Raw genomic sequence first — 25,921 nt, 5'->3', positions numbered from 1 at the left:
TGGAACAGGAAAAGGGCGACCGCATCGCTGCGGCCGCCCCTTCGGTCGGGCTTGCGTGGCGGTTACGCCGCGACCTTCAGCTTCTCGGCGGCGAGCGCGACGCGATTCGACAGCGGCTGCACCACCTCGCCTGCGAGCTTCAGCACCGCCTCGGCATTATGCGAGCTGTGCTGGACGAGCGCGTCGAACGACGAACGGACGTAATCCGAATGCAGCTTGAAGAATTCGGTCGGCGACTTGACCGAGGTCAGCGTCTTGGCGACCGCGGTCGCCTCCTCGAACGACTTCTTGGCATAAGCGGCGGCGTCCTGGCCGAGCGTCTCGAGACCGCGCGCGGCGATCTTCGACGATTCGACGAGCGCCTCGATATTGCCCTTGCCGAACTCGCTGGCCTCCTGGAGCAGCTTCTGGCTCTTGTCGACGGCACCCTTGGCGCGGTCGGTCGCGTCGGTGAACGCGGTCTGGGTCGTGGCGGTGACGTTTTCGATCGTTTCCATGGGGACTTCCTTTGCTGCGGGTGGGACAATCGGCGCGACCGCGATGGCGGCGGGCACGACGGGAAGCGATGCGGCGACCGGCTCGGGCACGCGCACCGCAGCCGGCTTCCTGCCGGTCGGCTTGATCTTGGAACGCTGGGGCGGGGCGGCGGCATCGGCGCCACGCGCGGCGCCGGCACCACGACGGGCGGGCGTGATCGGCGGCTTGGGGACGGTGTCGTCCATCGATCCTACTCCAGCTATTATGCTGCAACGCACAATAGCCGTTAGACCGCTATCTTTCAAGTCAAATTGTGCGGTGCAGCATGATAGCGTTATCGTGCGCGGACATAGTCTCCCGGCGCCTCGCAGAGCGCCGCCAGCGTGCCTTCGCCGGGCCGCCGTGCGCGCTCGGCGGCGACGGTTTCGCCGTCGAGCGCGCGCAGCCAGGCGAGCCAATCCGGCCACCAGCTCCCCTTCGTCTCGGTCGCGCCGGCGACGAAGTCGTCGAGGCTCTGCGCGCCCGCCTCGTTGGTCCAATATTGATATTTGCCCGCCGCGGGCGGGTTCACCACGCCCGCGATATGCCCCGATCCGGCGAGCACGAAGCGCAACGGCCCGCGCAGCAGATGGGTGATTCGCCAGACGCTGTCGGCGGGCGCGATATGATCCTCGCGCCCCGCCTGGACATAGGCCGGCGTCGTCACCCGGCGAAGATCGAGCGCTTCGCCCGCCACCGACATCGCGCCCGGCTGGACGAGCAGATTGTCGCGATAGAGATCGGTCAGATACGACAGATGCCATTTCGCGGGCAGATTGGTGGTGTCGCCGTTCCAGTGGAGCAGGTCGAACGGCGTGTAGTCGGACCCCAGCAGATAATTGTTGGTGACGTAATTCCAGATCAGGTCGCGCCCGCGCAGCAGGTTGAACGTCGCCGCCATATAGCGCCCGTCGAGGAACCCCTGCGGCGACAAGGTGCCGATCAGCGCCAGTTGCTCGTCGGTGACGAAATGCTGCAGCTCGCCGGCCTGCGCGAAGTCGACCTGCGCGGTGAAGAAGGTCGCACTGGCGACCTTGTCCGCCTCGTCCCGCGCGGCGAGCAGCGCCAGCGTCGCCGCCAGCGTCGTGCCGGCGACGCAATAGCCGATCGTATGCACCGCCGGCACGTCGAGCGCGGCGCGGATCGTATCGACCGCATCGACCTGCGCGGTGACGTAATCGTCCCACACGACGTCCTTCATCGACGCGTCCGCCGACTTCCACGACACCATGAAGACGGTGATGCCCTGCTCCACCGCCCAGCGGATGAAGCTCTTCTCGGGGGTCAGGTCGAGGATGTAGAAGCGGTTGATCCACGGCGGGAAGATCACCAGCGGCGTCGCCATGACGCGGTCGGTGGTCGGCGTATATTGGATCAGCTCGTACAGCGGCGTGCGCTTGACCACCTTGCCCGGCGTCGTCGCCAGGTTGCGGCCGACCTCGAACGCGCCTTCGGACGTATGGGTGAGCTGGCCCTTCTGGATGTCGGCGAGCATGTTCCTGAGCCCGTCGAGCAGGTTCTGCCCCTTGGTCGCGATCGTCTTCTCGACCACCTCGGGGTTGGTCAGCGGGAAGTTGGACGGGCTCATCGCCTCGACCAGCCCGCGCGCGGCGAAGCGCCATTGCTCCTTCTGCCGCTCGGGCACGCCGTCGAGCGCGTCGACGCCGCGCAGCATATGGTCGGCGATCAGATTGTAGCTGCGGCGGATCCAGTCGAACCAGGGATCGTCGCGCCACGCCGCCGCCTTGAAGCGCCTGTCGCGCGCGTCGCCGTCGGATTGCGGCGGCGGCGGCACCGCCGCGGCGGGATCGACGAAGCGCTGCCACAGCGCCAGATTGTCGCGCCAATAATCCTGCGTCTGGCGGACCAGCGCCGGGTTGACCAGCGGGGCGGGCGCCGCCTCGGGCATCGCGCCGCCCGCCGTCATCAGCCCCAGGCCCTGCTCCATCATCATCTGCTGCGCGCGGCCCATCACCCAAGTCCAATGCTGGAGCTCGGCGAGATCGGGTGCGCCAGGGGTGGCGCCGGGATCGGCGGCCTGTGCGCGGGCGGTCTGGTCGTCGTGTGGATCGGCCATGGCATCCTCTTCTCCGCCGGCGACGTTACCCGCGCCGGACGTGCGTGGGAATGGCTATCCGCACCGGCGCCCCCGCGCGCGGTTTGCAGGCCGGGCGAAAGCCGCTAGCGTCGCGGCGATGGACACTTCGGTTCGCGCTATCCCGCGCTCGCTCTTCGCTTTTTCGATCTTCTACGGCGGCATGGTGTGTATCGCCGGCGTGCTCGGCAACAAACAGGTCGCGCTCGGTCCGCTGTCCGCGCTCGGCCCGGTCGTCGGCCTCGGACCGCTCGCGGTGGAGGCGGGCATCTTCGCCTTCCTGCTGCTCGTCGTCGTGTCGAGCGCGGTCGCCGAACTGCACGGCGGCGACACCGCGACGCGGCTGGTGCGGGTCGGCTTCGCGCCGCTGATCGTGTCGATCCTGCTGTCGGTCGTCGTCCTGTCGGTGCCCGCCGCCGCCGATATGGACCCGGCGCGCCGCGACGCCTTCGCGATGATGATGGGCGGCACGCCGCGCATCTGGCTGGGCGGCATCGTGGCCTATGGCATCTCGCAGACGCTCAACGTGACGATCTTCGCCGCGCTCAAGGGGCGCGAGGGCAGCGGGCTGCTGTGGCTGCGCGCCGGCATCGCCAGCGTGCTCAGCCAGATCGTCGATACGCTGCTGTTCGTGACGATCGCCTTCGCCGGCGTCTTCCCGATCGGCGAGCTGCTGCTCGGCCAGATGATCGCCAAGGTGCTGCTCTCGGCGATCCTGGTGCCGCCGCTGATCTATCTGTTCGTCGGGCTGGGCCGGCGGCTCGACCGCGGCTGACGCCGGAAGCGTCGCGGCGGTGACCTCGGCACGGCCCAGACTTGTACCCCGGCAAAGGCCGGGGCCCAGCTGGGAAGGCCGTTGTAAGTCGTTACAATTCTTCACCCAACTGGGCCCCGGCCTCCGCCGGGGTACAGCCCTGATGGGATCCGTGCTGATATCGCATAGGCGTCGCACGAATCCGGGGTGACGCCGCGAATGTGGGGGCAGTGCGGCCAGACGCGCCGCTCCGCCCTGTCGATCAGATCATCCCGAGCGCCTGCATGTACACTTCGAGGATCGCCTCCTCCTCCTGGTACTCTTCCTTCTTCTTCTTGCGGATCGAGAGGATCTTGCGGATCGCCTTGGGGTCGTAGCCGCGGCCCTTGGCCTCGGCCATCACGTCCTTGATGTCGTCGGCGATGCCCTTCTTCTCTTCCTCGAGCCGCTCGGCGCGCTCGATCAGGAGGCGCAGCTCGTCCGCCGCGACCTGGCCGCCGCCCATGCCGTCTTGCCGTTCTTCCGCCATTGTCCCACCCCGCCGCAGGCACCCTGCGGCCCTCATATGATTCGCTGAAAGGATACCGGACGCATGCCGGTAGGGGCGGGCGTCTAGGCGTTTAGCCCGCCGGGCTCAACCCCGGCCGGGCTCGGTCATCGCGGGCGGATCGCTCGCCGGGAAGCTCTCGTCGAGCGCCTCGTCCAATGCCGCGTCGCGGTCATCGCGACCTTCGTTGCGCTTGAGGCTTTCCTCCATCCGGGCGAGCTGTTCGGGCGTCGCCTCGCTCTGGTAGCGCGCCTTCCACTCGGCCTGCGGCATGCCGTAGATCGTCTCGCGCGCCTCGGCCTTGGTCAGGCCGCCCGCCTCCTCGATCCAGTCGGACAGGCAGTTGCGGCAGAATCCGGACAGGCCCATCAGGTCGACGTTCTGCGCATCGGTGCGATGGCGCAGGTGGTGGACGAGGCGGCGGAACGCCGCCGCGGCGACCGCGTCGGGCAGCGCGGCGAGTTTGTCGGTCATGGAAACCTTTCGGAAGTTGATCGCTCCTAGATAGGGGTTAGAGGGGAGCGCGGCCATTCCCCAGGAGCCCTTTCTATGACGACTGCCATTGCGCCCCGCGCGCGAAAGGTTCGCGTGCTGGCGACATTAGGTCCGGCAAGCAACACCCCCGAGATGATCGCGACGCTGTTCCAAGCGGGCGCCGACGCCTTCCGCGTCAACATGAGCCATGGCGACCAGCAGTCCAAGGTCGCGGTGATCCAGGCGATCCGCTCGCTCGAACAGGAATTCAATCGGCCGACGACGATCCTCGCCGATCTGCAAGGCCCCAAGCTGCGCGTCGGCAAGTTCGAGGGCGGGCGCACGATGCTCGAACACGGCAGCACCTTCGTGCTCGACCGCGATCCGACGCCGGGCGACGCCACCCGCGTCGAGCTGCCGCACAAGGAGATCTTCGCCGCGATCGAGCCGGGCGCGCGCCTGCTGCTCGACGACGGCAAGCTGGTGCTGCGCGTCACCGATCACGACGCCGACCGGATCGAGACCTTGGTCGAGGTCGGCGGCGCGCTGTCGAACAACAAGGGGCTCAACGTCCCCGACGTCGTGCTGCCGATGGCGGCGCTGACCGAGAAGGATCGCAGCGATCTCGCCTGGGCGGTCGAACAGGGCGTCGATTGGATCGCCTTGTCCTTCGTGCAGCGGCCCGAGGACCTTGCCGAGGCGCGCAAGCTGATCGGCGGCAAGGCGGCCTTGCTCGCCAAGATCGAGAAGCCCGCGGCCATCGACCGGCTCGAGGAGATCGTCGAGATGTGCGACGGCGTGATGGTCGCGCGCGGCGACCTCGGCGTCGAATTGCCGCCGCAGACCGTGCCGCCGCTCCAGAAGCGTATCGTCGAAACCTCGCGCCGGCTCGGCCGCCCGGTGGTGGTGGCGACGCAGATGCTCGAATCGATGATCCAGAGCCCGTCGCCGACCCGCGCCGAAGTGTCCGACGTCGCCACCGCGATCTACGACGGCGCCGATGCGATCATGCTCTCGGCGGAAAGCGCGGCGGGCGCGTGGCCGGTCGAATCGGTCGCGATGATGAATTCGATCGGCGTCTCGGTCGAAAGCGACCCGATGCACGGCGACCGCGTCCATTTCACCGTGACGCGCCCCGACCCGACCACCGCCGACGCCTTGTCGGAAGCCGCCAAGCAGATCGCCAAGACCACCTCGGCGACCGCGATCATCTGCTTCACCACCTCGGGCTCGACCGCGCGCCGCATCGCGCGCGAGCGGCCGTCGGTGCCGATCCTCGTGCTCACCCCGAGCAAGGAGACTGCGCGCCGGCTCGGCCTGCTGTGGGGCACGCACGCCGTCCACACCCGCGACGTCGAATCGTTCGAGGACATGGTCGGCAAGGCCAAGCGGATGGCGCTGCGCACCGGCATCGCCCAGGCGGGCGACCGGGTGATCGTGATGGCCGGCGTGCCGTTCCGCACCCCCGGCTCGACCAACGTGCTCCACGTCGTCCGCATCATCGGCGACGAGCTCAAGGACTATAGCTGAGCGCCCGTCATAGGCGCCGCGCGCTACTTGGGCGGCGCCTACGACCATAACGCCGACGTTACGTATGGATGACGGGCGTGCGAGCCGCTAAGGACGGGGGGTCATGTACCGCCCCGCACTGTCCGTCGTCATCCCGTGCTATAACGAGGCCGCGTGCCTGGAGCTGCTGCACGCGCGGGTCGCGGCGGCGGCCCGTGCCGCGGTCGGCGACGATCACGAGATCGTCCTGATCAACGACGGCAGCCGCGACGACAGCTGGGCGGTGATGCAGCGGCTCAGCGAACAGGACCCGCGGCTGGTCGCGATCAATCTATCGCGCAACCACGGCCACCAGCTCGCGCTGACCGCGGGGCTCGATTTGTGTTCGGGCGAACAGATCCTGATCATCGACGCCGATTTGCAGGACCCGCCCGAATTGCTCACCGACATGCGCGCGACGATGACCGCCGAGGGTGCCGACGTCGTCTACGCGGTGCGCCGCAAGCGCGAGGGCGAGACGATCTTCAAAAAGGCGACCGCGGCGGCTTTCTATCGCGTGCTCGACCGCGTCACCGACACGCCGATCCCCCTCGACACCGGCGATTTCCGGCTGATGAGCCGCCGCGCGCTCGACGCCTTGCTGTCGCTGCCCGAACAGGCGCGCTTCATCCGCGGCATGGTCGCCTGGGTCGGCTTCCGTCAGGTGCCTTTCCCCTACGATCGCGCCGAGCGCCACGCCGGCGAGACCAATTACCCGCTCGGCAAGATGGTGCGGCTCGCCTTCGACGCGGTCACCGGCTTCTCGACCGCGCCGCTGCGCTTCGCCAGCCACGCCTCGGTGATCCTCGCCGGTGCCTCGCTGCTGTTGCTCTTCTACATCCTGTGGGGGTTCTTCGAGGGTTCGCCGGTACAGGGCTGGACCTCGACGATGCTCGTCGTGACGATCCTGTCGGCGGCGCAGATGTTCGTGCTCGGCATGATCGGCGAATATCTCGGCCGCCTCTACATCGAATCGAAGCGCCGCCCGCTCTATCTCGTCGCCGACATCGCCGGCCCGGTAAAAGGCCGCTCGACCCTCGGCTTCAACGCCGCCGAACCCTCGCCCGAGTTCGAGATGCCGGACGTGCGCAACGCCGCGGAATAGGCGCGCATTGTCCAAGCTGCTGGCATGACCCGGCTTTCCAAATAAGTCAGCCGGCTTCGCCAACCTGTCACCAGGTTGCAGCATCGACCGCATAGGAGCCCCTCGTCCACGAGCGAAGCAGGGGCCGTATCTGTGACGAGCAAGTCTTTCCGCAGCTGCCCGAGTGCATCACGGCGCCGCGCGACATATTGCATCGGCGCTCTTCTTGCTTGCGCCTTGCTTGCCTCCTGCCGTGGTCAGTCGATCGCCGAAAGCGATGGCTCCGCTACGCAGCCGCAGCCGCAGCCGAGCAAGACCGTGCTCAAACATTGCGCGCCGTGACGCGCGTCGTCCGCTCCCCGCTTCCAGTTAGGATCTGATCCGTGACCAACAGACGCGATTTCCTGCGGCTCGCCGGTGCCGGCGCCGCTGCGGCGGGGGCGCTCGCCGCTTTGCCGCTGTCGATCCGCCGCGCGCTGGCCATTCCCGCCAACAATGCGACCGGCACGCTCAAGGACGTCGAGCACGTCGTCATCCTGATGCAGGAGAATCGCGCGTTCGATCATTATTTCGGTACGTTCAAGGGCGTGCGCGGCTTCGGCGATCGCTTCCCGATCCCGCTGCCCGGCGGCCGCAGCGTCTGGCAGCAGACGCGCTCGAACGGCAGCGTGCTGACCCCTTATCATCTCGACGGCACCGCCAATAACGCGCAGCGCGCTACCGGCGTGCCGCACTCGTGGAGCGACAGCCAAAGCGCGTGGGACGGCGGCCGGATGACGAGCTGGCCGGTGTCGAAGACCGATGGGTCGATGGGCTATTTCAAGGAACGGGAGGTGCCGTTCCAGTTCGCGCTGGCCAACGCCTTCACCCTCTGCGACGCCTACCATTGCGCGGTTCACTCGGGCACCGACGTCAACCGCAGCTTCCACATCACCGGCACCAACGGCGCGACGGCGGCGGCCAATGGGGTGTTCGTCAACAACGAATGGGATGCGATCGACGGCGACCCCGCGACGCAGGACATCGGCTACACCTGGATGACCTATGCCGAGCGGCTCGAAAAGGCCGGGGTGAGCTGGATCTGCTACCAGAACATGCCCGACGAATGGGGCGACAACATGCTCGGCGCGTTCGTGCCGTTCCGCCGCGCCAACGTCGCCTCGGGCTATCCGGTGTCGAGCGGCGGCGCGCCGGGCAAACCCTATTGGCAGACCGGCCAGGCGCTGCCCTATCACGCCTACGACCGCACCACCGACGATGCCAGGGCCCCGCTCTACAAGGGGATCGCCAACACGCTGCCCGGCGCGACGCCCGACCGGTACCTCGACACCTTCCGCAGCGACGTGGCGAACGGTCGTTTGCCGCAGGTGTCGTGGCTGCACGCGCCGTCGATCTATTGCGAGCATCCCGGCCCGTCGAGCCCGGTACAGGGCGCCTGGTTCATCCAGGAGGTGCTCGACGCGCTCACCGCCAGCCCCGACGTGTGGAGCAAGACCGTCCTGCTCATCAACTATGACGAGAACGACGGCTATTTCGATCACCTGCCGTCACCCTCGGCGCCGTCGCGCAATGCCGACGGATCGCTGGCGGGAAAATCGACCTTGTCCGACGCGGCGATGGCCTATGAATATTTCACCCAAGGCGCGCCCGCCTACAGCAAGTCGCAGCCCAAGGCGGACGGCCGCGTCTTCGGCCCCGGACCGCGCGTGCCGCTGTTCGTCGTGTCGCCATGGAGCCGCGGCGGCTGGGTCAATTCGCAGGCGTTCGATCATACGTCGGTGCTGCGCTTCCTCGAAGCACGGTTCGGCGTGCAGGAGCCCAATATCGCCCCCTGCCGCCGTGCGGTATGCGGCGACCTGACCAGCGCGTTCAACTTCGCGACGCCCAATACCGAGGCGCTGCCGACGTTGAGCGGCCGCAGCAGCCGCGCCGACGCCGACACGCTGCGCGCCGCCCAGGCGGCGCTGCCCAAGGTGCCGGTGCCGCAGGATGCCAGCCTGCCGATCCAGGCCACCGGCTATCGCCCGTCGCGCGCGCTGCCGTACGAGCTGCACACCAGTGCGCGCGTCGCCGCGGCCGGCACGGTCCAGTTGCTGTTCGCCAACAGCGGCACGCAGGCGGCGGTGTTCCACGTCTACGACCGCTACAATCTCGGTCGGGTGCCGCGCCGCTACGTCGTCGAGGCGGGCAAGACGCTCGACGATAGCTGGAACGCCGGCCGCGACAATCAGGGCCGCTACGATTTGTGGGTGCTCGGGCCGAACGGCTACCACCGCCATTTCACCGGCGACGCCAATCGTCTGTCCGGCGGCGCCGCCAGTCCCGAGATCCGCGTCTGCTACGATGTCGCCAACGGCGAGGTCTATGTCGACCTGACGAACGGCGGTGGTGCGGCCTGCACCTTCACCGTCGAAGCGCGCGCCTATCGGCAGGACGGCCCGTGGACCGCTCAGGTCGCTGCGCCGGGCCAGACGACGCTCCACTGGTCGCTGACCGACAGCGGCCGCTGGTACGATTTCGCGGTCCGCTGCGACAGCGACCGCTTGTTTACCCGACGCTTCGCCGGCCGGGTGGAGACCGGCGCGCATTCGGTCAGCGATCCCGCGATGGGGGAGTGAGGCGATCCGGTTCGCCCCGCGCAGCCCGTCAGTCCCGGAACGAGTCCGGGGCTGACGGAGTGAGTGAGGACGCTTCGCGAGCAATCCCGCATATGCGAGAAATCAGCCTCGCGGCTCCGCCAGCGTCACGATCGACACGCCCGGCGTCAGCGGCACGCGGCCGACCGCGTGGCGTTCGAGGCGGAAGATCGTTTCGAACAGCGCGTTGAGCGGTTTGGCGGGGGGCGAATCGTCGCTGTCGTCGCGGCCGGTCAGCCGTCCGGCGATCCGCGCCGCCGCGGCGAGCGGGAACAGCAGCGAATTGAAATAGGTGAGCTTGCGCGGCGCGAGCCCCGCCGCCGCGATCGCCTTGGCCAGCGACGCCTTGGAATAGCGGCGATGGTGGTGGTTGACCACGTCGTGCGCGCTCCACAGCCATTGGTGCGCGGGCACCGCGATCAGGATCTTGCCGCCCGGCTTGAGCAGGCTCGCCATCCCCTTCAGCGCCGCGACGTCGTCCGCGATATGCTCGACGACGTCGAGCACCGCGACGAGGTCGTACGATCCGCGCGCGACGCCGGGCAGTTCGGGCAGCGGCGCGTCGCCGACCGGACGGCCGAGCCGTTCGCTGGCGATGGTGCGCGCGGCGGGATCGATCTCGATCGCGTCGACCGTCCCGAAGCTCGCCAGCATCGGCAGATTGTGGCCGGTGCCGCAGCCGATCTCGAGGATGCGCGCGTCCTTCGGCAAGGCGCCGTAGCGGGTGAGATAATCGCTCAGGATGTCGCGGCGCGCGCGATACCACCAATGGGTGGAGTCATGCGCGGCCATACGGTCGTAGACGATGCGATCCATTAAGCGAACACCAGCCAGCGATTGAGGATGAAGGTGACGATCGTCGCCAGCGCCACCGCGGGCAGCAATGGCGCCCAGGCGGGCAAGCCGAAATGCGCGGTGCCGATCCAGGTGACGATCGCGTTGAGCGCCATGCCGGTCGCCTGCACCCCGACGAACTGCGCCTGCTGCCAGCCGCCGCGGCGGCGCGTGCCATGGCCCTTGAAGCTCCAGCGGCTGTGCAGGAAGAAACCCGCGGTCACCGCGACGGCGAAGGCGAACGGCACCGCATAGACGGCGTGCTCGCGCGGGAAGACCCAGGCGGTGAGCGGCAGATAGACCGCCGAATAGATCAGCGTCGAGATGCCGCCGGCGATGCCGAAGCGGATCATCTGCCCCAGCATGCCGCTGTCGCGCATCGCCGCAAGTCGTGCCGGTGCTTCCCTCGCCATCCGCCCCGCCCTAAAGGCATTGCTCCGGGAACGAAACGGCCAAAACGAAAGTCGCTCAGTTGAACATAGCTCCCCGCGGTCGGCTGGACGACGCGCTCGCCCGGCATTGGATCGCGCTCACCCTCGTCGCCTGGCTCGGCGTGGCGATCTGGTACGTCTGGAACGACTGGAATCTGGTGCGTTGGCTGTCGCTCGGCGACACCGACGACAATATGCGGCTGATGCAGGTGCGCGCCTGGCTCGCCGGGCAGGATTGGTACGATCTGCGCAATTACCGGCTCAATCCGCCGGTCGGCTTCGACATCCACTGGAGCCGCATCGTCGACCTGCCGATCGCCGGGCTGATCCTGTTCTTCCGCCTGTTCACCAGCAACGCCTGGGCGGAGCGGCTGGCGTGCGGGATCGCGCCGCTGCTGCCGCTGTCGATCGCCATGCTCGGCGTGGCGGCGACGGTGCGGCGGCTGATCGATCCACGCGCCTGGCCGCTGGCGTTGATCTTCCTGCTCGGCACCTCGGCGACGATGCTGATGTTCCTGCCCGAACGGATCGACCATCACGGCTGGCAGCTCGCGATGCTCAGCCTCACCGTCGCCGGCCTGTGCGACGGCAAGGGCGCGCGCGGCGGGCTGATGGTCGGTCTGGCGAGCGCGATCAGCCTCGCGATCGGGCTGGAGATGCTGCCCTATTGCGCGATGGCGGGCGCGATCCTCGCGCTACGCTGGGTCTGGGACCGCGGCGAGGCGCAGCGGTTGCAGGCCTATGCGCTGAGCCTCGGCGGCGGCAGCGCGATCGGTTTCGCGGCGTTCGCCTCCTACGCCAATTACGCGATGCGCTGCGACGCGCTGACCCCGGTGTGGCTGAGCGTCACCGTCGCGGCGGGGGCATTGCTGTTCCTGCTGGCGTGGCTCAACCCGACGTCGCGAGGCCTGCGCATCGGGCTCGCGGTCGCGGCGGGCGCGGTGATCGCGGCGGGTTTCGTCCATTTCTTCCCGCAATGCCTCGGCCGGCCCGAGGGCGTCTCGCCCGAACTCCAGAAGAATTGGCTGAACAACGTCCGCGAGGCGAAGCCGATCTACAAACACCCGTTCCGCCTCGGCTTTCCGATCGCGGCGCTGCCGATCGTCGGCGTCGTCGGGGTGATCCTCGGCACGTGGCGGGCACGGCGCTCGCCGGCGCTGATCGGCTGGAGCGCGGTGGCGCTGTTCGTCACCTTCGCCTGCCTGATGCTGCTGTGGCAGGTCCGCGCAGGACCGGCGGCGCAGATGCTCGCGGTGCCCGGCGCGACCTTGCTCGGCTGGATCGTGCTGCCGTGGCTGCTCGAACATCGTTCGTGGCCGGTGCGGATCGGCGGCACGGTGGCGGCGTTCCTGATCGTCTCCGGATTGTTCGCCGGGCTGATCATCAAATATCTGCCGGTCGACGTCCCCAATGCCTATACCAAGCGGGTCAATCGTTCGACCGGAAGCTGCGTGCGCTATACCGTGCTGAAGGCGCTCGACCGCTATCCGGCGCAGACGATCTTCACCTTCGTCGACCTCGGGCCGCGGCTGATCACGGTGACGCATCACGATGCGATCGCCGGGCCGTATCACCGCAACGGCGACGCGATCCTCGACGTCCAGCATGCCTTCGGCGGGAGCGCTGACCGGGCGCATGCGATCATCCGGCGCCACGGCGCGACGATGCTGCTGCTCTGTCCCAACCATTCGGAATCGACCAACTATCGCGCGCGCGATCCCGGCGGCTTCTACGACCAGCTCGCGCATGGTGAGGTGCCGGCGTGGCTGACGCCGCTACCGCTGCCGAACAACTCGCCGCTGCGCTTGTTCAAGGTGGATTGAGCCGGGAGGGCGCCGTGTCCTCCCCCTCTGGCGCGCCGAAGGCGTGACGGAGGGGGAGGAAAGGGGTACGCCTGCCGCTACCGCAGGCTCACCTGCAACCCGTCCATCACGAATTGCACCGCCAGCGCCGCGAGCAGTACGCCGAGCAGCCGCGTGATCACCGCCTCGATCCGCGCGCCGAGCAGCCGCATCAGCGGTCCCGCCGCGAGCAGCGCCACCAGCGTCAGCAACAGGATCACCCCCATCGCCGCGAGCACGACCAACGTCGCCTCGATGCCGTTGGTGCGCGCGACGAGCAGCATCACCGAGGCGATCGAGCCCGGCCCTGCGATCATCGGCATCGCCATCGGAAAGATCGACACGTCGTCCGCCTCGGGATCGTGCGCTACCTTGGCGGCGCGATCCTCGCGGCGCTGCGTGCGCTTCTCGAACACCATTTCCAGCGCGATCAGGAACAGCATGATGCCGCCGGCGATGCGGAAGCTCGCCAGGCTGATGCCAAGCCCGCGGAGCAGCGCCTCGCCCGCCAGCGCGAACACCAGCAGGATGACGGTCGCCACCCCGACCGCACGGATCGCCATCGCGCGTCGCTGGATGGGGGAGGCGCCCGCCGACAGGCCGGCATAGATCGGCGCGCAGCCGAGCGGATCGATAATGACGAAGAAGGTGATCAGCGTCGAGACGAACAGCTCGATCACAGCATCGCCTCTAGCCGCTCGCGGCGGCACGCCGAGACATAGGTGTTGCGGATCAGGCAGGCGATCGTCATCGGCCCGACGCCGCCCGGCACCGGCGTGATCGCGCCCGCCACCGCGCTGGCCGCGGCGAAATCGACGTCGCCGACCAGCCCGTCATCGGTGCGGTTGATGCCGACGTCGATCACGCTCGCGCCCGGCTTGATCCAATCGCCCTGGATGAAGCGCGGGATGCCGACCGCGGCGACGACGATATCCGCCATGCGCAGATGCGCGGCGACGTCGCGCGTGCGGCTGTGGACGATCGTGACGGTGCAGCTCTGCTGGAGCAGCAATTGCGCCATCGGCTTGCCGACGATGTTCGACCGGCCGACGACCACCGCCTCCATCCCCGACAGTTTCGGGTGGATATCCTTGAGCAGCATCAGGCAGCCGAGCGGCGTGCATGGCACGAACCCTTCCGCGCCGATCGCGAGCCGGCCGGCATTGACCGGGTGGAAGCCGTCGACGTCCTTGTCGGGATCGATCGCGAGCAGCACCGCCTGCGCATCGATATGCGCGGGCAGCGGCAATTGGACGAGGATGCCGTCGACCGCGGGATCGGCGTTGAGCTGCGCGACCAGCGCGAGCAGCGTCTCGGCATCGGTATCGACGGGCAGGCGATGCTCGAAGCTTGCCATGCCGGCGTCGCGAGTCGCCTTGCCCTTGTTGCGGACATAGACCGCCGAGGCGGGGTCCTCGCCGACCAGCACGACGGCGAGGCCGGGCGCGCGGCCGGTGGCCTCGCGGAAGGTGGCGACATGGGCGGCGACGCGGGTGCGCAGGGCAAGGGCATGCGCCTTGCCGTCGATGATCGTGGCGGTCATGCCGCGGTCTCATAAAGCGCGGCGGCGATTTTCGCCAGCGCGGCGGCGTCGCCGGCGACGTGCAACCGCTTCAATCGCGCGGTATCGCCGCCGACCAGCGTGACGGCGCGTTTCGGAACGCCGAAGGTGCTGGCGACCAGCGCGATCAGCGCGGCATTGGCCTTGCCGTCGACCGGCGCGGCGGCGAGGCGCGCGGCGAGATGCTCTTCGGTGCCGGCGGCGATCGCATCGCGCCCGCCGCGCGGCGTCACCCGGATCGCGACGAGAAGACCGTCGTCGCGGATCGTCCACGCCGGCATCGGCGGCGGATCAGACCGCGCCGTTGACCAGCAGGCTGGTCGCGATGTTCGGCAGGATGACGCTGTCGAGGATGCGGATGATGATCAGCACCACCAGCGGCGCAAGGTCGATGCCGCTGATGTTGGGCAGGATCCGGCGCAGCGGCCGGTAGAGCGGCTCGGTCAGCCGGTCGAGACCGTAATGCAGTTGGCTGACGAAATTGTTCGAGGTGTTGATCACGTTGAACACGATCAGCAGCGACAGCACGAACTGGATCATGATGATCCACCACAGCACGTTCAGCAGCACCTGGATGATCTGGATAAGGGTAAGCGCGATCACGCGAGGCTCCGGGATAAGGGACTGGCGCCCGACCTAGCCGGTCTGGGGCGCGTCGAACAGGCCGTCCTGCGATCCGGCGGGCGGGTTGAGGCCGAGATGCTTCCAGCCGCCGGCGTTGAGCACGCGCCCGCGCGCGGTGCGCGCGACGAGGCCGAGCTGGATGAGATAGGGCTCGATCACCTCCTCGATCGTATCACGCGGCTCGCTGAGCCCGGCGGCGAGCGTCTCGACGCCCACCGGCCCCCCGCGATAGATGTCGGCGATCATGTGCAGATAGCGCCGGTCCATCGCGTCGAGCCCGAGAGAATCGACCTCGAGCCGGTTGAGCGCGCGATCTGCGGCGGCACGGTCGACGGTCGGCGTCCCCGCGACATTGGCGAAGTCGCGCACCCGGCGCAGCAGCCGCCCGGCGATGCGCGGCGTGCCGCGCGCGCGCCGCGCGATTTCGCTCGCGCCATCGGGGGCGATGCCGAGGTCGAGCAGCCCAGCGGCGCGGGTGACGACGCGGGTCAGTTCCTCGACGGTGTAGAATTGCAGCCGCACCGGAATGCCGAACCGGTCGCGCAGCGGCGTGGTCAGCAGCCCCTGCCGCGTCGTCGCGCCGACGAGCGTGAACTTGGGCAGGTCGATCCGCACGCTGCGCGCCGACGGCCCCTCGCCGATCATCAGGTCGAGCGCACGATCCTCCATCGCCGGATACAGCACTTCCTCCACCGCGGGTTGCAGCCGGTGGATCTCGTCGATGAACAGCACGTCGCCGTCCTCGAGATTGGTGAGCAAGGCGGCGAGATCGCCCGATTTGGCGATCACCGGGCCGGAGGTGGCGCGGAAGCCGACGCCCATCTCTCGCGCGATGATCTGCGCCAGCGTCGTCTTGCCGAGCCCCGGCGGCCCGAAGAACAGCACATGGTCGAGCGCATCGCCGCGCCCGCGCGCCGCCTCGATGAACACGCGCAGATTCTCGCGCGCCGCCTGCTGCCCGACGAATTCATCGAGGCTGCGCGGGCGGAGCGCCGCATCGACGTCCTCGGGACGGCGGCTGGCGGAGAGGAGACGGTCGTCGGTCACTGGGCGGCCAACAATTCGTCGATCGTCACGCCGGCCTGACGGAGCAGGCTTGCCAGCGTGCCGGTCTTCACTTCCTTATGGAGGGGAATGACGCAGCCGACCTCGCCACGACGCAGGACGACATGACTGCCGCGCTGCCTCACCTGTTCGAAACCCAGTCGTTCCAGCATCCGGATGATCTCCGCACCCGACAAGATCGGAAGCTTAGGCATGCACCGCGACATCGAAGGTGGTTACGAAGGGCGCTGCACGCGTGGCCATCGGGAATTCCTCAAGATACAGTTCGACGGCCTCACGCAGATTGGCCAGCGCCTCGTCGATCGTCTCGCCCTGCGTCGCCGTGCCGGTTTCCGGGTTGAAGGCGGTGAAGCCCCCCTCGTCGGCATGGCTCAGAATTGCGGTCACGTGCATGCAGGCCTCCTCGGCAATTTATTCGCAGCTACTTCGGCCATTTGCACGGCGCCAGTGTGCAACCGAACCGTCAGCCCCGCTCAATGACGTACGTCCGGGTCGTCGGCGATGAGCCTGGCGATGATCGTATGCCGGTCCAGATCGATGACAGCCGATGCGATCCCTTCGCCCTTCAGAACCTTCACGCGTTCCGCGCCGTAATGGTCGTCTCGACCAATCTAGATTGCAACGCATGGACCAGCCGGCGGGGAGACGTGAAGCTGCGCCATGTTCCCGATATAGTCCCGTTTTGCCGGAGCGTCCAGCAATGCGGCCGCTACTTCGCCGCCTTGCGCAGCGCCAGCCGCACCAGGGCGTCGAGCGTCGCGGACGGCCCGAGGTCCTCTTCCGCCGCGCCGACCGCGCTCGCCGCTTCGGCGGGGCGGAAGCCAAGGTTGAGCAACGCCGATACCGCATCCGCTGCCGCGCCGGCCGGCATGACCTGCGCCGCCGCCGCCGGGCCGAGCGCCACCATCCCGACCTTATCCTTCAATTCGCGCACGATCCGCTCGGCGAGCTTCGGCCCGACGCCGTTGGCACGCGCCACCATCGCCTTGTCCTGCGCCGACACCGCGCGCGCGATCTCCGCGGTGTCCAGCGCCGACAGGATCGCCAGCGCGACCCGCGATCCCACGCCCTGCACGCCGGTGAGCAGCCGGAACCAGTCGCGCTCCTCGGCGCGCGCGAACCCGACGAGGCGGATTGAATCCTCGGTTACCAGCATCTCGGTATGGAGCATCGCCGCCTCGCCGACCGGCCCGATCGCCGCCAGCGTCCGCGCCGAGGCGCCAATGAGGTAGCCGACGCCGCCGACGTCGATCACCGCATAATCGATCCCGGTCGCTTCGAGCCGGCCTTTCAGATGCGCGATCATGCGGTTACCCGCGCCCGCCGCGCCATGCCCTGCGCTGAGGCGAGGTGGTGCGCATGTGTAATCGCCACCGCGAGCGCGTCGGCTGCATCGGGTCCGGCGAGTTTCGCGCCGGGCAGCAGCACCGCCATCATCGCCTGGATCTGCCGTTTCTCGGCGCCGCCGGTGCCGACCACTGCCTTCTTGACGGTCGAGGGATGATATTCGCCGATATGCAGCCCGTTGCCCGCCGCGGCGAGCAGCACGACGCCGCGCGCCTGCCCCAGCTTGAGCGTCGACTGCGCATTGGTGTTGCCGAGAACTTCCTCGACCGCGGCGCCGTCGGGCCGTTCGGTGAGGATCACGTCGATCAACGCGGCATGCAGGTTCGACAGGCGCCGCGGCAGCGGCATCGACGGATCGGTGCGGATCTGCCCGTTGGCGATGTGCGACAGCCGATTGCCGTCGGCATGGATGACGCCCCAGCCGGTTGTGCCGAGCCCGGGATCGAGGCCGAGAATAATCAGCGTGACGCTCCGGGGGCAGGAATAGTGATCGAGACCACATTGTTCGGGTTCGGAATCATCAACATGATGGCTCCGCTAGTGATTCCGGTCAGCCCCCAGGCATATGCCCGCCGACTAAGGTCGCCAAAGCCCCGCGCAAAACAATATATCGCGGCAGCGAGGCCCAGCCAGAACCAAGGGTTCAACCCAGTCTCTCCATCACCTCGTCGGAGACCTCGTAATTGCCCCAGACGGTCTGCACGTCGTCGTCATCGTCGAGCGTGTCGATCAGCTTGAACAAGGTCGCCGCATCGCCCTCGTCGACCGACACCATCGTCTGCGGCCGCCAGGCGAGCTTGGCGCCCTCGGGCTCGCCGAGCACCGGCTCCAGCGCCTTGGCGACCTCGTGCAGGTCGCCGACCGCGGTCCAGATCTCGTGGCCGTCCTCCGAGGAGGTGACGTCCTCCGCGCCCGCTTCCAGCGCCGCCTCAAACACCTTCTCGGCATCGCCGGCGCTCGCGGGATAGTTGATGAGGCCGACGCGGTCGAAGGCATGGCTCACCGATCCGCTCGCGCCGAGATTGCCGCCGTTCTTGGCGACCGCGGTGCGCACGTTGGTCGCGGTGCGGTTGCGGTTGTCGGTCAGCGCCTCGATGATCAGCGACACGCCGCCGGGGCCGAAGCCTTCGTAGCGGATCTCTTCGTAGCTCTCGGTATCGCTGCGGCTCGCCTTGTCGATCGAGCGCTGGATATTGTCCTTGGGCATCGACTGCGCCTTGGCGGCGTTGACCGCGGCGCGCAGCCGCGGGTTCATGTCGGGGTCGGGCATCCCCATTTTCGCCGCCACGGTGATTTCGCGGCTGAGCTTGGAGAACATGCCCGAGCGCTTCTTATCCTGCGCGCCCTTGCGGTGCATGATGTTCTTGAACTTGGAATGGCCTGCCATGACTGCCTCTAGCGAATAATCCTGTGCCTTTAGGCGGTGGGTACGCTTTTCGCCAGAGCGTCGATCTTCGCTTCCAGCGCGGCGAGCCGGTCGAGCACCACGCCGTCCAGCTTTTCATGCAGCCGCAGGATGTCGAGCTCGGCGCGCAAATTGGTCTCGTAATCGAGGCTGGCGGCCAGCCGGTCCTTCGCCGCCTGCCGGTTCTGGCTCATCATGATCACCGGCGCCTGGATCGCCGCGACGGTCGACAGCATCAGATTGAGGAAGATGTAGGGGAAGGGATCGAACGCCGCGCCGAAATGCGCCAGCACGTCCGAATTGAGCAGCATCCATCCGATCAACACCGCGGTGAAGGCGATGATGAAGGTCCACGACCCGCCGATCGCGGCGACCCGGTCGGACAGGCGCTCGCCGAAGCTGGACCGCGCGTCGGCTTCGTCGGCGGCGTCGCGGCTGACGATCGTGCCGCTGTCGATGGAGTCGAGGACGCGCCGCTCCTCGGGATCGAGCGCATGGGCGGGTTTGCGCAGCAGGCGCTGGGCGAGATCGGCGAGGGGGAGCTGTGCCATCGGATGCGTCCTTGGTCGGGGCGGGCGGCGGTGCCGTACCGGACGTATCGCCCTGCGGCAACCGGACGCAAAGCGCTTGCCCCGCCCCCCCCGGATACGCCAAACGCGCAACCAATGACCGTCAGCGTAGACATGGGCAGCGACGACCGCGGCGCGCCCGTGACCATGGACCTCGAAGAACTGCTCGCCACCCGGCTGCTCGTCCAGGGCAATTCGGGGTCGGGCAAGTCGCATCTGCTGCGCCGCCTGCTCGAAGGCTCGGCGGGGCAGGTGCAGCAGGTGGTGATCGATCCCGAGGGCGATTTCGTTACGCTCGCCGGGCCGTACGGCCATGTCGTGATCGAGGCGGCGGATTATTCGGTGCCCGAGATCGCGCGCATCGCCACCCGGCTGCGCGAGCATCGCGCGAGCGTCGTGCTCAGCCTCGAGGGGCTGGAGGCGGAGGGACAGATGCGCTGCGCCGCCGCCTTCCTGTCGGCCTTGTTCGATGCGCCGCGCGAACATTGGTATCCAGCGCTGGTCGTCGTCGACGAGGCGCAATTGTTCGCGCCGGTGACGGGCGGCGAGGTCAGCGAGGAGGTGCGCCGAGCGTCTTTGTCGGCGATGACCAACCTCATGTGCCGCGGCCGCAAGCGCGGCCTTGCCGGGGTGATCGCGACGCAGCGACTCGCCAAGCTCGCCAAGAACGTCGCGGCGGAGGCGAGCAACTTCCTGATGGGCCGCACCTTCCTCGACATCGACATGGCGCGCGCCGCCGACCTGCTCGGGATGGAGCGGCGCCAGGCCGACGTGATCCGCGATCTCGCGCGCGGCACCTTCCTCGCGCTCGGGCCGGCGGTGTCGCGGCGGCCGATCACGGTGAAGATCGGCGAGGTCGCCACGTCGGCGCGCAGCGGCAGCCCCAAGCTGACCCCGCTGCCGAGCGCGCCGGCGGAGAACCTCCAGCAACTGATCTTCGCGCCGCCGCCCGAAGAGGCGCCGCAGCTGCCGATGAGCTTCGAGTCGCGCCCGCGCCGGGTGCCGGCGGACGAACTACTCGACACGATCGAGCGGCCGGCCTCGCAGCAGACCACGCTCGCGCCGCTCCCCGACAAGTCGGACGACGAGGTCGAGGGCATCTATGCGGGCGTGCTGGAGGCGATCGTCGCCGATCGCGATTCGGCGTTGCGCCCGCCGTCGGTGCTGTTCCAGGATTTCCAGGTGCGCTGCCGGATGGCCGGGCTCGCCAAGCCGCCGCTCGACCTGCCCGGTTTCACCCGCCGGCTGTCCGCGGCGCGCGCGGGGATTTTCGACGTCACCGACCCGCAATGGGCCGAGGCGATGGAGCTCGCTTATTCCCTGCCCGACGACATGATCGGCGCCTTCCTGCTGGTCGCCCGCGCTGCGAAGAGCGGGGAGCCGTGTCCGTCGGATACGGCGCTGGCGGAGACCTACGGGACGAGTTCGCTGGGGCGGGTGCGGCGGCTGATCGGCTATATCGAGAGCCGCGAATTGTTCGTCGCGCGGGTGGATTTGTCGGGCAAACGTTCGATTACGATCCCGCGATTGGGGTGGACCACCGCGGCGAGCGAGGCGGGCTGACTTCAATTCCTCCCCCGGCACTGTGGCACGGCGAAGCGGTGACGGAGGGAGAAGATACGGTGAGCTCGGCGTTTGCGGAGACGCCCCCTCCACCACCGGCCTGCGGCCGGCGGTCCCCCTCCCCCGCTAAAGCGAGGGAGGACTTTGGGGCTCAATGCCCCTTGCGCGGCAGCAGGTGGAGCAGGCCGATGATCGCGCCGCCGACGATCAGGCCGACGATCCCCGATCCCACCGCGGTCACCACCCAGTTCACCACCCCCGGCAGCACGCCGACCGCATGCGCGGCGCCCTCGGCGGCGGCGTGCAGCGCGTGGGGCAGGCCGATCACCCCGAACGCCTCCATGCCGTGGACGATGATCCCGCCGCCGACCCAGACCATCGCCGCGGTGCCGATCAGCGACAGCGCCTTCAGCACCACCGGCATCGCCGACACCAGCCCGCGCCCGAACGCCTGCGATCCCGCGCCCGGCTTCTGCGCGAGGTGCAGGCCGATATCGTCCATCTTCACGATCAGCGCGACGACGCCATAGACGCCGACGGTGATCGCGATCCCCACCAGCGCGAGCGCGATGCCCTGGTTGAGCAGGGTCTGGCCGTTCAGCTCGCCCAGCGCGATCGCCATGATCTCGCCCGACAGGATCAGGTCGGTACGGATCGCGCCCGACACCTGCCGGTCCTCCAGCGCCTTGGGATCGGTCTCGGTCGCGGCATCGTCGCCATGGCCGTGGCCGGTCAGCGCGCCGACGATCTTCTCCGCCGCCTCGAAGCAGAGATAGGCGCCGCCGATCATCAGGATCGGCGTGATCGCCCAGGGTGCGAACGCGCTGAGCACCAGCGCCGCGGGCAGCAGGAACAGCAGCTTGTTCTTGAGCGACCCCAGCGCGATCTTGCCGATGATCGGCAGTTCGCGCGCCGGGCTCAGCCCGACGACATAGGTCGGCGTTACCGCGGTATCGTCGATGACGACGCCCGCCGCCTTCGCGCCCGCCTTGCCCGCCGCGCCGGCGACGTCGTCGAGGCTGGCGGCGGCGAGTTTCGCCATCGCCGCGATATCGTCGAGCAACGCCACCAGTCCGCCGGCCATGTCCAATATCCCCCGATTGTCCGGGGAGCAGCCATGGCGGCGGCGGCGGAACGGTTCAATAAGCGAGGTGTTTCCGCTTTGTTGCTCGGCTGCCCGATTGCGCGGGGAAGGGCATGACGGCTCCCGATCGCGCAGCTAAGGCAGAATGATGACCGATATCACGCCGCCCGTCGCCGCCCGGCGCCCGCACAGCTTCACCACGCACGGCATCACCATCGAGGATCCCTATGCCTGGCTGAAGGACCCCGACTATCCGGAGGTCGCGGACCCCGACGTGCTCGCCTATCTTGCGGCGGAGAACGCGTATTTCGAAAGCGTGATGGCGCCGCACCAGCCGTTGGTCGACCGGCTGTACGAAGAGATGAAGGCGCGCATCAAGGAAGACGAATCCTCGGTGCCGCAGAAGGACGGCGACTGGCTCTACTGGACCGCCTACGAAACCGGCGGCCAATATCGCAAATGGTGGCGCAAGCCCGTGGCGGGCGGTCCCGACGAGCTGCTGCTCGACGAACCCGCGCTCGCCGAGGGCAAGGAATATTTCCGGCTCGGCGCCTTCGCGATCAGCAACGACGGCCGCCATCTTGCTTATGCGATCGACGACAGCGGCGCGGAGCGGTTCGAGGTGCGCGTCAAGAACCTCGCCACCGGCGCGCATCTGCCCGAGGTGATTCCCGGCATGCTCTCCGACATCGTCTGGACCAGCGACGATGCCGGCTTCCTCTACGGCCTCGCCAACGAACAATGGCGCACCGACAATGCCCGCTTCCACCGGCTCGGCACGCCGGTGAGCGACGACGTCGAGCTGTTCCACGAGGAGGACGAGGGCTATCGCGTCGCGGTCGCCGAGACCAGCGATCGCCAGTGGCTGGTGATCGGCACCGGCGACCATGTCACCAGCGAGGTGCGGCTGCTCCCGGCGAACGATCCGCTGGCGACGCCGATCCTCGTCGCTCCCCGCAAGGAGGGGCGCGAATATGACGTCGACGCGCATGACGGCACGCTGTTCATCCACACCAACGACACCGATCCGATGTGGCGGCTGTGCACCGCGAGCATCGATGCGCCCGGCGAGTGGCACGAGCTGATCCCCGCCGACGCGCATTTCTACATGACCGGCGTCGAATGCTATCGCGACTTCTTCGTCGTCGAGGGGCGGTTGGACGGGCTCGATCAGATCGCGATCCACCGCTACGACGCGCCGACCGAGCCGCAGCGCATCGCCTTTCCCGAAGCGAGCTATGCCGCCGGCCTGGGCGACAATCCCGAATATGCCGTCGACACATTGCGCCTCGGCTATGAATCGATGGTCACGCCCGGCACCGTCTACGATTACGACGTCGCCACCGGCGCGCTGGACGTGCTCAAGGTGCAGGAGATTCCCGCCGGCTATGACGCTGCGGGCTATCGCACCGAACGGCTCAAGATCGCTGCGCGCGACGGCACCGAAATTCCGGTGTCGATCGTCTATCCCGCGGGGTTCGAGCGCGACGGGTCGCAGCCGCTGTTCCTCTATGCCTATGGCGCCTACGGCTATGCGATCCCGCCCGGCTTCTCGACCGGGCGGCTCTCCTTGCTCGACCGCGGCTTCGCTTATGCGATCGCGCATATCCGCGGCGGCGACGATCTCGGCCAGCAATGGTATCACGACGGCAAGCTCGAAAAGCGCACCAACACGTTCAACGATTTCGTCGACGTGGCGAAGGGGCTGATCGACGCCGGCTGGACTAGCGCCGGCCGCATCGCCACCGCCGGCCGCTCGGCGGGCGGCGAGCTGATGGGCGCGATCGTCAATTCCGATCCCGAGCTGTGGGGCGCGGTGATCGCCGACGTGCCGTTCGTCGACGTGCTCAACACGATGCTCGACGCCGATCTGCCGCTCACACCGGGCGAATGGCCCGAATGGGGCAATCCGATCGAGGACAGAGCGGCGTTCGAGCTGATCCGCAGCTACAGCCCGTACGACAATGTCGTCGCGCAAGGATATCCGCCGATGTTCATCTCGGGCGGGCTCAACGATCCGCGCGTGACCTATTGGGAGCCGGCGAAATGGGCGGCGAAGCTGCGCGCCACCAAGACCGACGATAACGTGCTGCTGCTCAAGACCAATATGGGCGCGGGCCATGGCGGCAAGTCGGGCCGGTTCGAATCGCTGCGCGAAGCGGCCGAGGAGCACGCCTTCGTGCTCTGGCAGCTCGGGATCGACCGCTGAGCATCGAGACGCTCATCGCCCAATACGGGCTCGCCGCGGTGTTCCTCGGCGCGGGGATCGAGGGCGAGACGATGGTGCTCGCCGGCGGGCTGTTCGCGCATGAGGGGATGCTGTCGCTGCCCGGCGCGATGATCGCCGCGGCGACCGGCTCGTTCGTCGCCGATCAGGCGTTCTTCGCCGCCGGGCGACGCTTCCGCAACCATCGCTGGGTGCAGCGTGCGCAGGCCAAGCCCGCCTTCGCCAAGGCGCTCGACACGCTCGAACGCTATCCGATCGGCTTCATCTTCCTCTTCCGCTTCCTCTACGGATTACGCACGGTCAGCCCGATCGCGATCGGCACCACCCATGTGCCGACGCGCACCTTCCTGTGGATCAACGCGATCGCCGCGGCGATCTGGGGGGTGCTGTTCACCAGCCTCGGCTATGTCTTCGGCACAGGCATCGCCGAACTGCTCGGCCGCTATCGCCCGCATGGCCGGCAATGGCTGTGGGTGGCGCTGGCGGCGGTGGTGCTCGGCACGCTGTTCGCCGCCTTCCGCTGGTGGCGCCGGCGGCGGCAGGCATGACGGGGCGGCGATGAGCGGCCGCTTCACCCTGTCGATCACCGCCGCGGCGGACGACATCGACGAGCTCGGCCACGTCAACAATGCGGTGTGGGTGCGCTGGATCCAGGACATCGCCGTCGCGCATTGGGAGGCGGTCGCGTCGGCGGCGGACCGTGCCGCTTTGGTCTGGGTCGTCACCCGGCACGCGATCGACTATCGCGGCAACGTCGCCGCCGGCGAGACGGTGACGGGGGAGACTTGGGTCCCCGAACCGCCCAAGGGCGCGCGCTTCGACCGCCACGTCCGCTTCACCGGCGCCGACGGCAAGGTGAAGGTGGAGGCGGTCACGGCCTGGGCATTGCTGGACCGCGCGACGGGCCGGCTGCTGCGCGTGCGGCCCGAACTCGCCGCGCCCTTCCTCGACCGCTGACCGGCGTCAGAGCCGGCCGAACACCGCCTCGAATCCCGCGCGGTCGCCCGCGGCGAGGAAGCGCGCCTGTTCGATCCAGCGATCGCGCGTGATCCGCCCGGCGAACGGCCCGAGCTGTGCGTCGAGCCGCATCGCCTCGTCGTCGCTCAGCGCCGCGACCTGCCCGACCGTGGTGATGCCCAGCTCGGCCAGCCGCGCGGTGAGCTTCGGCCCGAGCCCCTTCAGCGTCCCCACCGGCGCATCGGCGGGCGATTCGCCCGCCGGGGCAGGGTCAGGCGCGGGGGCAGGGGCAGGATCAGGAGCGGGGGCCGACACCGCCTCGACCGCCGGCGCGGCGTCGAGCGGCGCGGTGGCGGCGATTGGTTCGTCCGCCAGCGGATCGCGGGCCGGCTCGGCCGGCGCCGCATCCTCCGCACGCCGCGCCAGGGGCGGGGGCGGGGGTGGGGCCTGCACAGGCGTCGGCGCCGGTTCGGCGGGTGCGGCGGCGACCACCTCCTCGTTGTGGGTTTCGATATGGCGTTCGGCGGCCTTGCGCCGCGCCTTCAGCCGCGCGCCCCAGACGATCGCCGCGATCACCAGCAGCGCGAAGATCGCCAATACCGCGAGATGCGCGATGGTGAACGCGTCAGTGCTGTCGGGGAGGAGGCTGGCGCCGGTGGCGCCGCCGGCGGAGGCGGTATCGTTCATGCCGCCGACCCTACCCGCGCCGCTACGGCACGGCGAGCGGAAACGTCAGGTGGATCGATCGAGCATGCACCC

General features: G+C 68.4%; 28 protein-coding genes. 9 read left to right on the top strand and 19 right to left on the bottom strand.

The window, feature by feature from the left end; all coding sequences use genetic code 11:
• Positions 1-62 precede the first annotated feature (62 nt).
• Both ACLBWH_RS17260 and ACLBWH_RS17255 read right to left on the bottom strand, forming a co-directional pair.
• Positions 63-722: a phasin family protein gene (locus tag ACLBWH_RS17260; RefSeq protein ID WP_447800065.1), complete on the bottom strand. Its 660-nt coding sequence runs from the start codon at positions 720-722 to the stop codon at positions 63-65.
• Between the two features lie 89 nt (positions 723-811).
• Positions 812-2,593, bottom strand: a complete 1,782-nt coding sequence (locus ACLBWH_RS17255; protein WP_447800064.1) for a PHA/PHB synthase family protein — start codon at positions 2,591-2,593, stop codon at positions 812-814.
• Between the two features lie 118 nt (positions 2,594-2,711).
• Between ACLBWH_RS17255 and ACLBWH_RS17250 the strand changes: the two genes are divergently transcribed.
• On the top strand, positions 2,712-3,386 hold the full coding sequence (locus ACLBWH_RS17250; RefSeq protein WP_322848363.1) for a queuosine precursor transporter: 675 nt from the start codon (positions 2,712-2,714) through the stop codon (positions 3,384-3,386).
• A 241-nt stretch (positions 3,387-3,627) separates the two neighbouring features.
• Here ACLBWH_RS17250 and ACLBWH_RS17245 read toward each other — a convergent pair whose 3' ends face one another.
• A complete protein-coding gene (locus ACLBWH_RS17245) occupies positions 3,628-3,894 on the bottom strand; it encodes a DUF2312 domain-containing protein (RefSeq protein WP_052075679.1) in 267 nt (88 codons plus the stop codon).
• A gap of 105 nt (positions 3,895-3,999) precedes the next feature.
• Positions 4,000-4,386: a DUF1244 domain-containing protein gene (locus tag ACLBWH_RS17240; protein WP_322848364.1), complete on the bottom strand. Its 387-nt coding sequence runs from the start codon at positions 4,384-4,386 to the stop codon at positions 4,000-4,002.
• Between the two features lie 75 nt (positions 4,387-4,461).
• Between ACLBWH_RS17240 and pyk the strand changes: the two genes are divergently transcribed.
• From pyk to ACLBWH_RS17225, 3 genes are all read left to right on the top strand, one after another.
• On the top strand, positions 4,462-5,916 hold the full coding sequence (gene pyk / locus ACLBWH_RS17235) for a pyruvate kinase (RefSeq protein ID WP_322848365.1): 1,455 nt from the start codon (positions 4,462-4,464) through the stop codon (positions 5,914-5,916).
• Between the two features lie 103 nt (positions 5,917-6,019).
• Positions 6,020-7,039, top strand: a complete 1,020-nt coding sequence (locus ACLBWH_RS17230) for a glycosyltransferase family 2 protein (protein ID WP_447800061.1) — start codon at positions 6,020-6,022, stop codon at positions 7,037-7,039.
• 362 nt (positions 7,040-7,401) lie between these two features.
• A complete protein-coding gene (locus ACLBWH_RS17225; RefSeq protein ID WP_447800060.1) occupies positions 7,402-9,636 on the top strand; it encodes a phosphocholine-specific phospholipase C in 2,235 nt (744 codons plus the stop codon).
• 102 nt (positions 9,637-9,738) lie between these two features.
• Here ACLBWH_RS17225 and ACLBWH_RS17220 read toward each other — a convergent pair whose 3' ends face one another.
• Both ACLBWH_RS17220 and ACLBWH_RS17215 read right to left on the bottom strand, forming a co-directional pair.
• The gene (locus ACLBWH_RS17220) at positions 9,739-10,470 is read right to left on the bottom strand and encodes a class I SAM-dependent methyltransferase (RefSeq protein WP_447800058.1); all 732 of its coding nucleotides are present in this window, start codon (positions 10,468-10,470) and stop codon (positions 9,739-9,741) included.
• Positions 10,470-10,901, bottom strand: coding sequence for a GtrA family protein (locus ACLBWH_RS17215; RefSeq protein WP_322848369.1), 432 nt, complete (start codon positions 10,899-10,901; stop codon positions 10,470-10,472). Before ACLBWH_RS17215 ends, ACLBWH_RS17220 begins: the two co-directional genes overlap by 1 nt.
• 59 nt (positions 10,902-10,960) lie before the next feature.
• On the opposite strand from ACLBWH_RS17215, the gene ACLBWH_RS17210 reads away from it, so the two are divergent.
• Positions 10,961-12,742: an AcrB/AcrD/AcrF family protein gene (locus ACLBWH_RS17210; protein WP_447800057.1), complete on the top strand. Its 1,782-nt coding sequence runs from the start codon at positions 10,961-10,963 to the stop codon at positions 12,740-12,742.
• Positions 12,743-12,819: 77 nt separating this feature from the next.
• Here the strand turns inward: ACLBWH_RS17210 and ACLBWH_RS17205 are convergent, their stop codons facing one another.
• The 11 genes from ACLBWH_RS17205 to ACLBWH_RS17155 all read right to left on the bottom strand — a co-directional run bounded on the left by ACLBWH_RS17205 (position 12,820) and on the right by ACLBWH_RS17155 (position 19,313).
• Positions 12,820-13,440, bottom strand: a complete 621-nt coding sequence (locus tag ACLBWH_RS17205; protein WP_322848371.1) for a MarC family protein — start codon at positions 13,438-13,440, stop codon at positions 12,820-12,822.
• Positions 13,437-14,303: a bifunctional methylenetetrahydrofolate dehydrogenase/methenyltetrahydrofolate cyclohydrolase FolD gene (folD, locus tag ACLBWH_RS17200; protein WP_447800055.1), complete on the bottom strand. Its 867-nt coding sequence runs from the start codon at positions 14,301-14,303 to the stop codon at positions 13,437-13,439. Before folD ends, ACLBWH_RS17205 begins: the two co-directional genes overlap by 4 nt.
• On the bottom strand, positions 14,300-14,602 hold the full coding sequence (locus tag ACLBWH_RS17195) for a DUF167 domain-containing protein (protein WP_322848373.1): 303 nt from the start codon (positions 14,600-14,602) through the stop codon (positions 14,300-14,302). The genes folD and ACLBWH_RS17195 overlap by 4 nt, the downstream gene beginning before the upstream one ends.
• Before the next feature lie 10 nt (positions 14,603-14,612).
• Positions 14,613-14,924 (bottom strand): YggT family protein, encoded by a 312-nt coding sequence (locus ACLBWH_RS17190; protein WP_038664261.1) that lies wholly within the window; start codon positions 14,922-14,924, stop codon positions 14,613-14,615.
• Positions 14,925-14,957: 33 nt separating this feature from the next.
• Complete coding sequence (ruvB, locus tag ACLBWH_RS17185; RefSeq protein WP_322848374.1) at positions 14,958-15,992, bottom strand: Holliday junction branch migration DNA helicase RuvB; 1,035 nt, start codon at positions 15,990-15,992, stop codon at positions 14,958-14,960.
• Entirely contained in the window at positions 15,989-16,204 is a 216-nt protein-coding gene (locus tag ACLBWH_RS17180) for a type II toxin-antitoxin system HicA family toxin (protein ID WP_447800053.1), read from the bottom strand. The genes ruvB and ACLBWH_RS17180 overlap by 4 nt, the downstream gene beginning before the upstream one ends.
• Positions 16,197-16,403, bottom strand: a complete 207-nt coding sequence (locus tag ACLBWH_RS17175) for a type II toxin-antitoxin system HicB family antitoxin (RefSeq protein ID WP_447800052.1) — start codon at positions 16,401-16,403, stop codon at positions 16,197-16,199. The genes ACLBWH_RS17180 and ACLBWH_RS17175 overlap by 8 nt, the downstream gene beginning before the upstream one ends.
• Positions 16,404-16,719: 316 nt before the next feature.
• Complete coding sequence (ruvA, locus tag ACLBWH_RS17170; protein ID WP_447800050.1) at positions 16,720-17,316, bottom strand: Holliday junction branch migration protein RuvA; 597 nt, start codon at positions 17,314-17,316, stop codon at positions 16,720-16,722.
• Positions 17,313-17,819, bottom strand: a complete 507-nt coding sequence (gene ruvC / locus ACLBWH_RS17165; protein ID WP_038664248.1) for a crossover junction endodeoxyribonuclease RuvC — start codon at positions 17,817-17,819, stop codon at positions 17,313-17,315. The genes ruvA and ruvC overlap by 4 nt, the downstream gene beginning before the upstream one ends.
• 181 nt (positions 17,820-18,000) lie before the next feature.
• Positions 18,001-18,744 carry a YebC/PmpR family DNA-binding transcriptional regulator gene (locus ACLBWH_RS17160; RefSeq protein ID WP_447800049.1) on the bottom strand — a complete coding sequence of 248 codons (744 nt, stop codon included), beginning with the start codon at positions 18,742-18,744 and terminating at the stop codon, positions 18,001-18,003.
• 29 nt (positions 18,745-18,773) lie between these two features.
• Positions 18,774-19,313 (bottom strand): DUF1003 domain-containing protein, encoded by a 540-nt coding sequence (locus ACLBWH_RS17155; RefSeq protein WP_447800048.1) that lies wholly within the window; start codon positions 19,311-19,313, stop codon positions 18,774-18,776.
• Positions 19,314-19,427: 114 nt separating this feature from the next.
• Here ACLBWH_RS17155 and ACLBWH_RS17150 point away from each other — a divergent pair, with 114 nt between their 5' ends.
• Positions 19,428-20,894: an ATP-binding protein gene (locus ACLBWH_RS17150; RefSeq protein WP_447800047.1), complete on the top strand. Its 1,467-nt coding sequence runs from the start codon at positions 19,428-19,430 to the stop codon at positions 20,892-20,894.
• Positions 20,895-21,045: 151 nt separating this feature from the next.
• Here ACLBWH_RS17150 and ACLBWH_RS17145 read toward each other — a convergent pair whose 3' ends face one another.
• Positions 21,046-21,978: a DUF808 domain-containing protein gene (locus ACLBWH_RS17145; RefSeq protein WP_447800046.1), complete on the bottom strand. Its 933-nt coding sequence runs from the start codon at positions 21,976-21,978 to the stop codon at positions 21,046-21,048.
• Between the two features lie 148 nt (positions 21,979-22,126).
• Between ACLBWH_RS17145 and ACLBWH_RS17140 the strand changes: the two genes are divergently transcribed.
• Genes ACLBWH_RS17140 through ACLBWH_RS17130 form a run of 3 tightly spaced genes read left to right on the top strand, consistent with a single transcriptional unit; the run spans position 22,127 to position 25,162 of the window.
• Positions 22,127-24,187 carry a S9 family peptidase gene (locus tag ACLBWH_RS17140; RefSeq protein ID WP_447800044.1) on the top strand — a complete coding sequence of 687 codons (2,061 nt, stop codon included), beginning with the start codon at positions 22,127-22,129 and terminating at the stop codon, positions 24,185-24,187.
• Positions 24,184-24,753 carry a DedA family protein gene (locus ACLBWH_RS17135; RefSeq protein ID WP_322848639.1) on the top strand — a complete coding sequence of 190 codons (570 nt, stop codon included), beginning with the start codon at positions 24,184-24,186 and terminating at the stop codon, positions 24,751-24,753. Before ACLBWH_RS17140 ends, ACLBWH_RS17135 begins: the two co-directional genes overlap by 4 nt.
• A 10-nt stretch (positions 24,754-24,763) precedes the next feature.
• Positions 24,764-25,162 carry an acyl-CoA thioesterase gene (locus ACLBWH_RS17130; protein WP_447800042.1) on the top strand — a complete coding sequence of 133 codons (399 nt, stop codon included), beginning with the start codon at positions 24,764-24,766 and terminating at the stop codon, positions 25,160-25,162.
• 6 nt (positions 25,163-25,168) lie between these two features.
• Here ACLBWH_RS17130 and ACLBWH_RS17125 read toward each other — a convergent pair whose 3' ends face one another.
• Entirely contained in the window at positions 25,169-25,849 is a 681-nt protein-coding gene (locus ACLBWH_RS17125; RefSeq protein WP_447800041.1) for a hypothetical protein, read from the bottom strand.
• Between the last annotated feature and the right edge of the window lie 72 nt (positions 25,850-25,921).

This window comes from Sphingomonas sp. M6A6_1c (assembly GCF_053345135.1).
This window is presented reverse-complemented; position numbering and strand designations above follow the sequence as displayed.

Excerpts from the sequence above, each read along its gene's own strand:
- ACLBWH_RS17260 (WP_447800065.1), bottom strand. The coding sequence starts at position 722 with ATGGACGACACCGTCCCCAAGCCGCCGATCACGCCCGCCCGTCGTGGT.
- ACLBWH_RS17255 (WP_447800064.1), bottom strand. The coding sequence starts at position 2,593 with ATGGCCGATCCACACGACGACCAGACCGCCCGCGCACAGGCCGCCGAT.
- ACLBWH_RS17250 (WP_322848363.1), top strand. The coding sequence starts at position 2,712 with ATGGACACTTCGGTTCGCGCTATCCCGCGCTCGCTCTTCGCTTTTTCG.
- ACLBWH_RS17245 (WP_052075679.1), bottom strand. The coding sequence starts at position 3,894 with ATGGCGGAAGAACGGCAAGACGGCATGGGCGGCGGCCAGGTCGCGGCG.
- ACLBWH_RS17240 (WP_322848364.1), bottom strand. The coding sequence starts at position 4,386 with ATGACCGACAAACTCGCCGCGCTGCCCGACGCGGTCGCCGCGGCGGCG.
- pyk (WP_322848365.1), top strand. The coding sequence starts at position 4,462 with ATGACGACTGCCATTGCGCCCCGCGCGCGAAAGGTTCGCGTGCTGGCG.
- ACLBWH_RS17230 (WP_447800061.1), top strand. The coding sequence starts at position 6,020 with ATGTACCGCCCCGCACTGTCCGTCGTCATCCCGTGCTATAACGAGGCC.
- ACLBWH_RS17220 (WP_447800058.1), bottom strand. The coding sequence starts at position 10,470 with ATGGATCGCATCGTCTACGACCGTATGGCCGCGCATGACTCCACCCAT.
- ACLBWH_RS17215 (WP_322848369.1), bottom strand. The coding sequence starts at position 10,901 with ATGGCGAGGGAAGCACCGGCACGACTTGCGGCGATGCGCGACAGCGGC.
- folD (WP_447800055.1), bottom strand. The coding sequence starts at position 14,303 with ATGACCGCCACGATCATCGACGGCAAGGCGCATGCCCTTGCCCTGCGC.
- ACLBWH_RS17195 (WP_322848373.1), bottom strand. The coding sequence starts at position 14,602 with ATGCCGGCGTGGACGATCCGCGACGACGGTCTTCTCGTCGCGATCCGG.
- ACLBWH_RS17180 (WP_447800053.1), bottom strand. The coding sequence starts at position 16,204 with ATGCCTAAGCTTCCGATCTTGTCGGGTGCGGAGATCATCCGGATGCTG.
- ACLBWH_RS17175 (WP_447800052.1), bottom strand. The coding sequence starts at position 16,403 with ATGCACGTGACCGCAATTCTGAGCCATGCCGACGAGGGGGGCTTCACC.
- ruvA (WP_447800050.1), bottom strand. The coding sequence starts at position 17,316 with ATGATCGCGCATCTGAAAGGCCGGCTCGAAGCGACCGGGATCGATTAT.
- ACLBWH_RS17160 (WP_447800049.1), bottom strand. The coding sequence starts at position 18,744 with ATGGCAGGCCATTCCAAGTTCAAGAACATCATGCACCGCAAGGGCGCG.
- ACLBWH_RS17155 (WP_447800048.1), bottom strand. The coding sequence starts at position 19,313 with ATGGCACAGCTCCCCCTCGCCGATCTCGCCCAGCGCCTGCTGCGCAAA.
- ACLBWH_RS17150 (WP_447800047.1), top strand. The coding sequence starts at position 19,428 with ATGACCGTCAGCGTAGACATGGGCAGCGACGACCGCGGCGCGCCCGTG.
- ACLBWH_RS17145 (WP_447800046.1), bottom strand. The coding sequence starts at position 21,978 with ATGGCCGGCGGACTGGTGGCGTTGCTCGACGATATCGCGGCGATGGCG.
- ACLBWH_RS17140 (WP_447800044.1), top strand. The coding sequence starts at position 22,127 with ATGACCGATATCACGCCGCCCGTCGCCGCCCGGCGCCCGCACAGCTTC.
- ACLBWH_RS17130 (WP_447800042.1), top strand. The coding sequence starts at position 24,764 with ATGAGCGGCCGCTTCACCCTGTCGATCACCGCCGCGGCGGACGACATC.
- ACLBWH_RS17125 (WP_447800041.1), bottom strand. The coding sequence starts at position 25,849 with ATGAACGATACCGCCTCCGCCGGCGGCGCCACCGGCGCCAGCCTCCTC.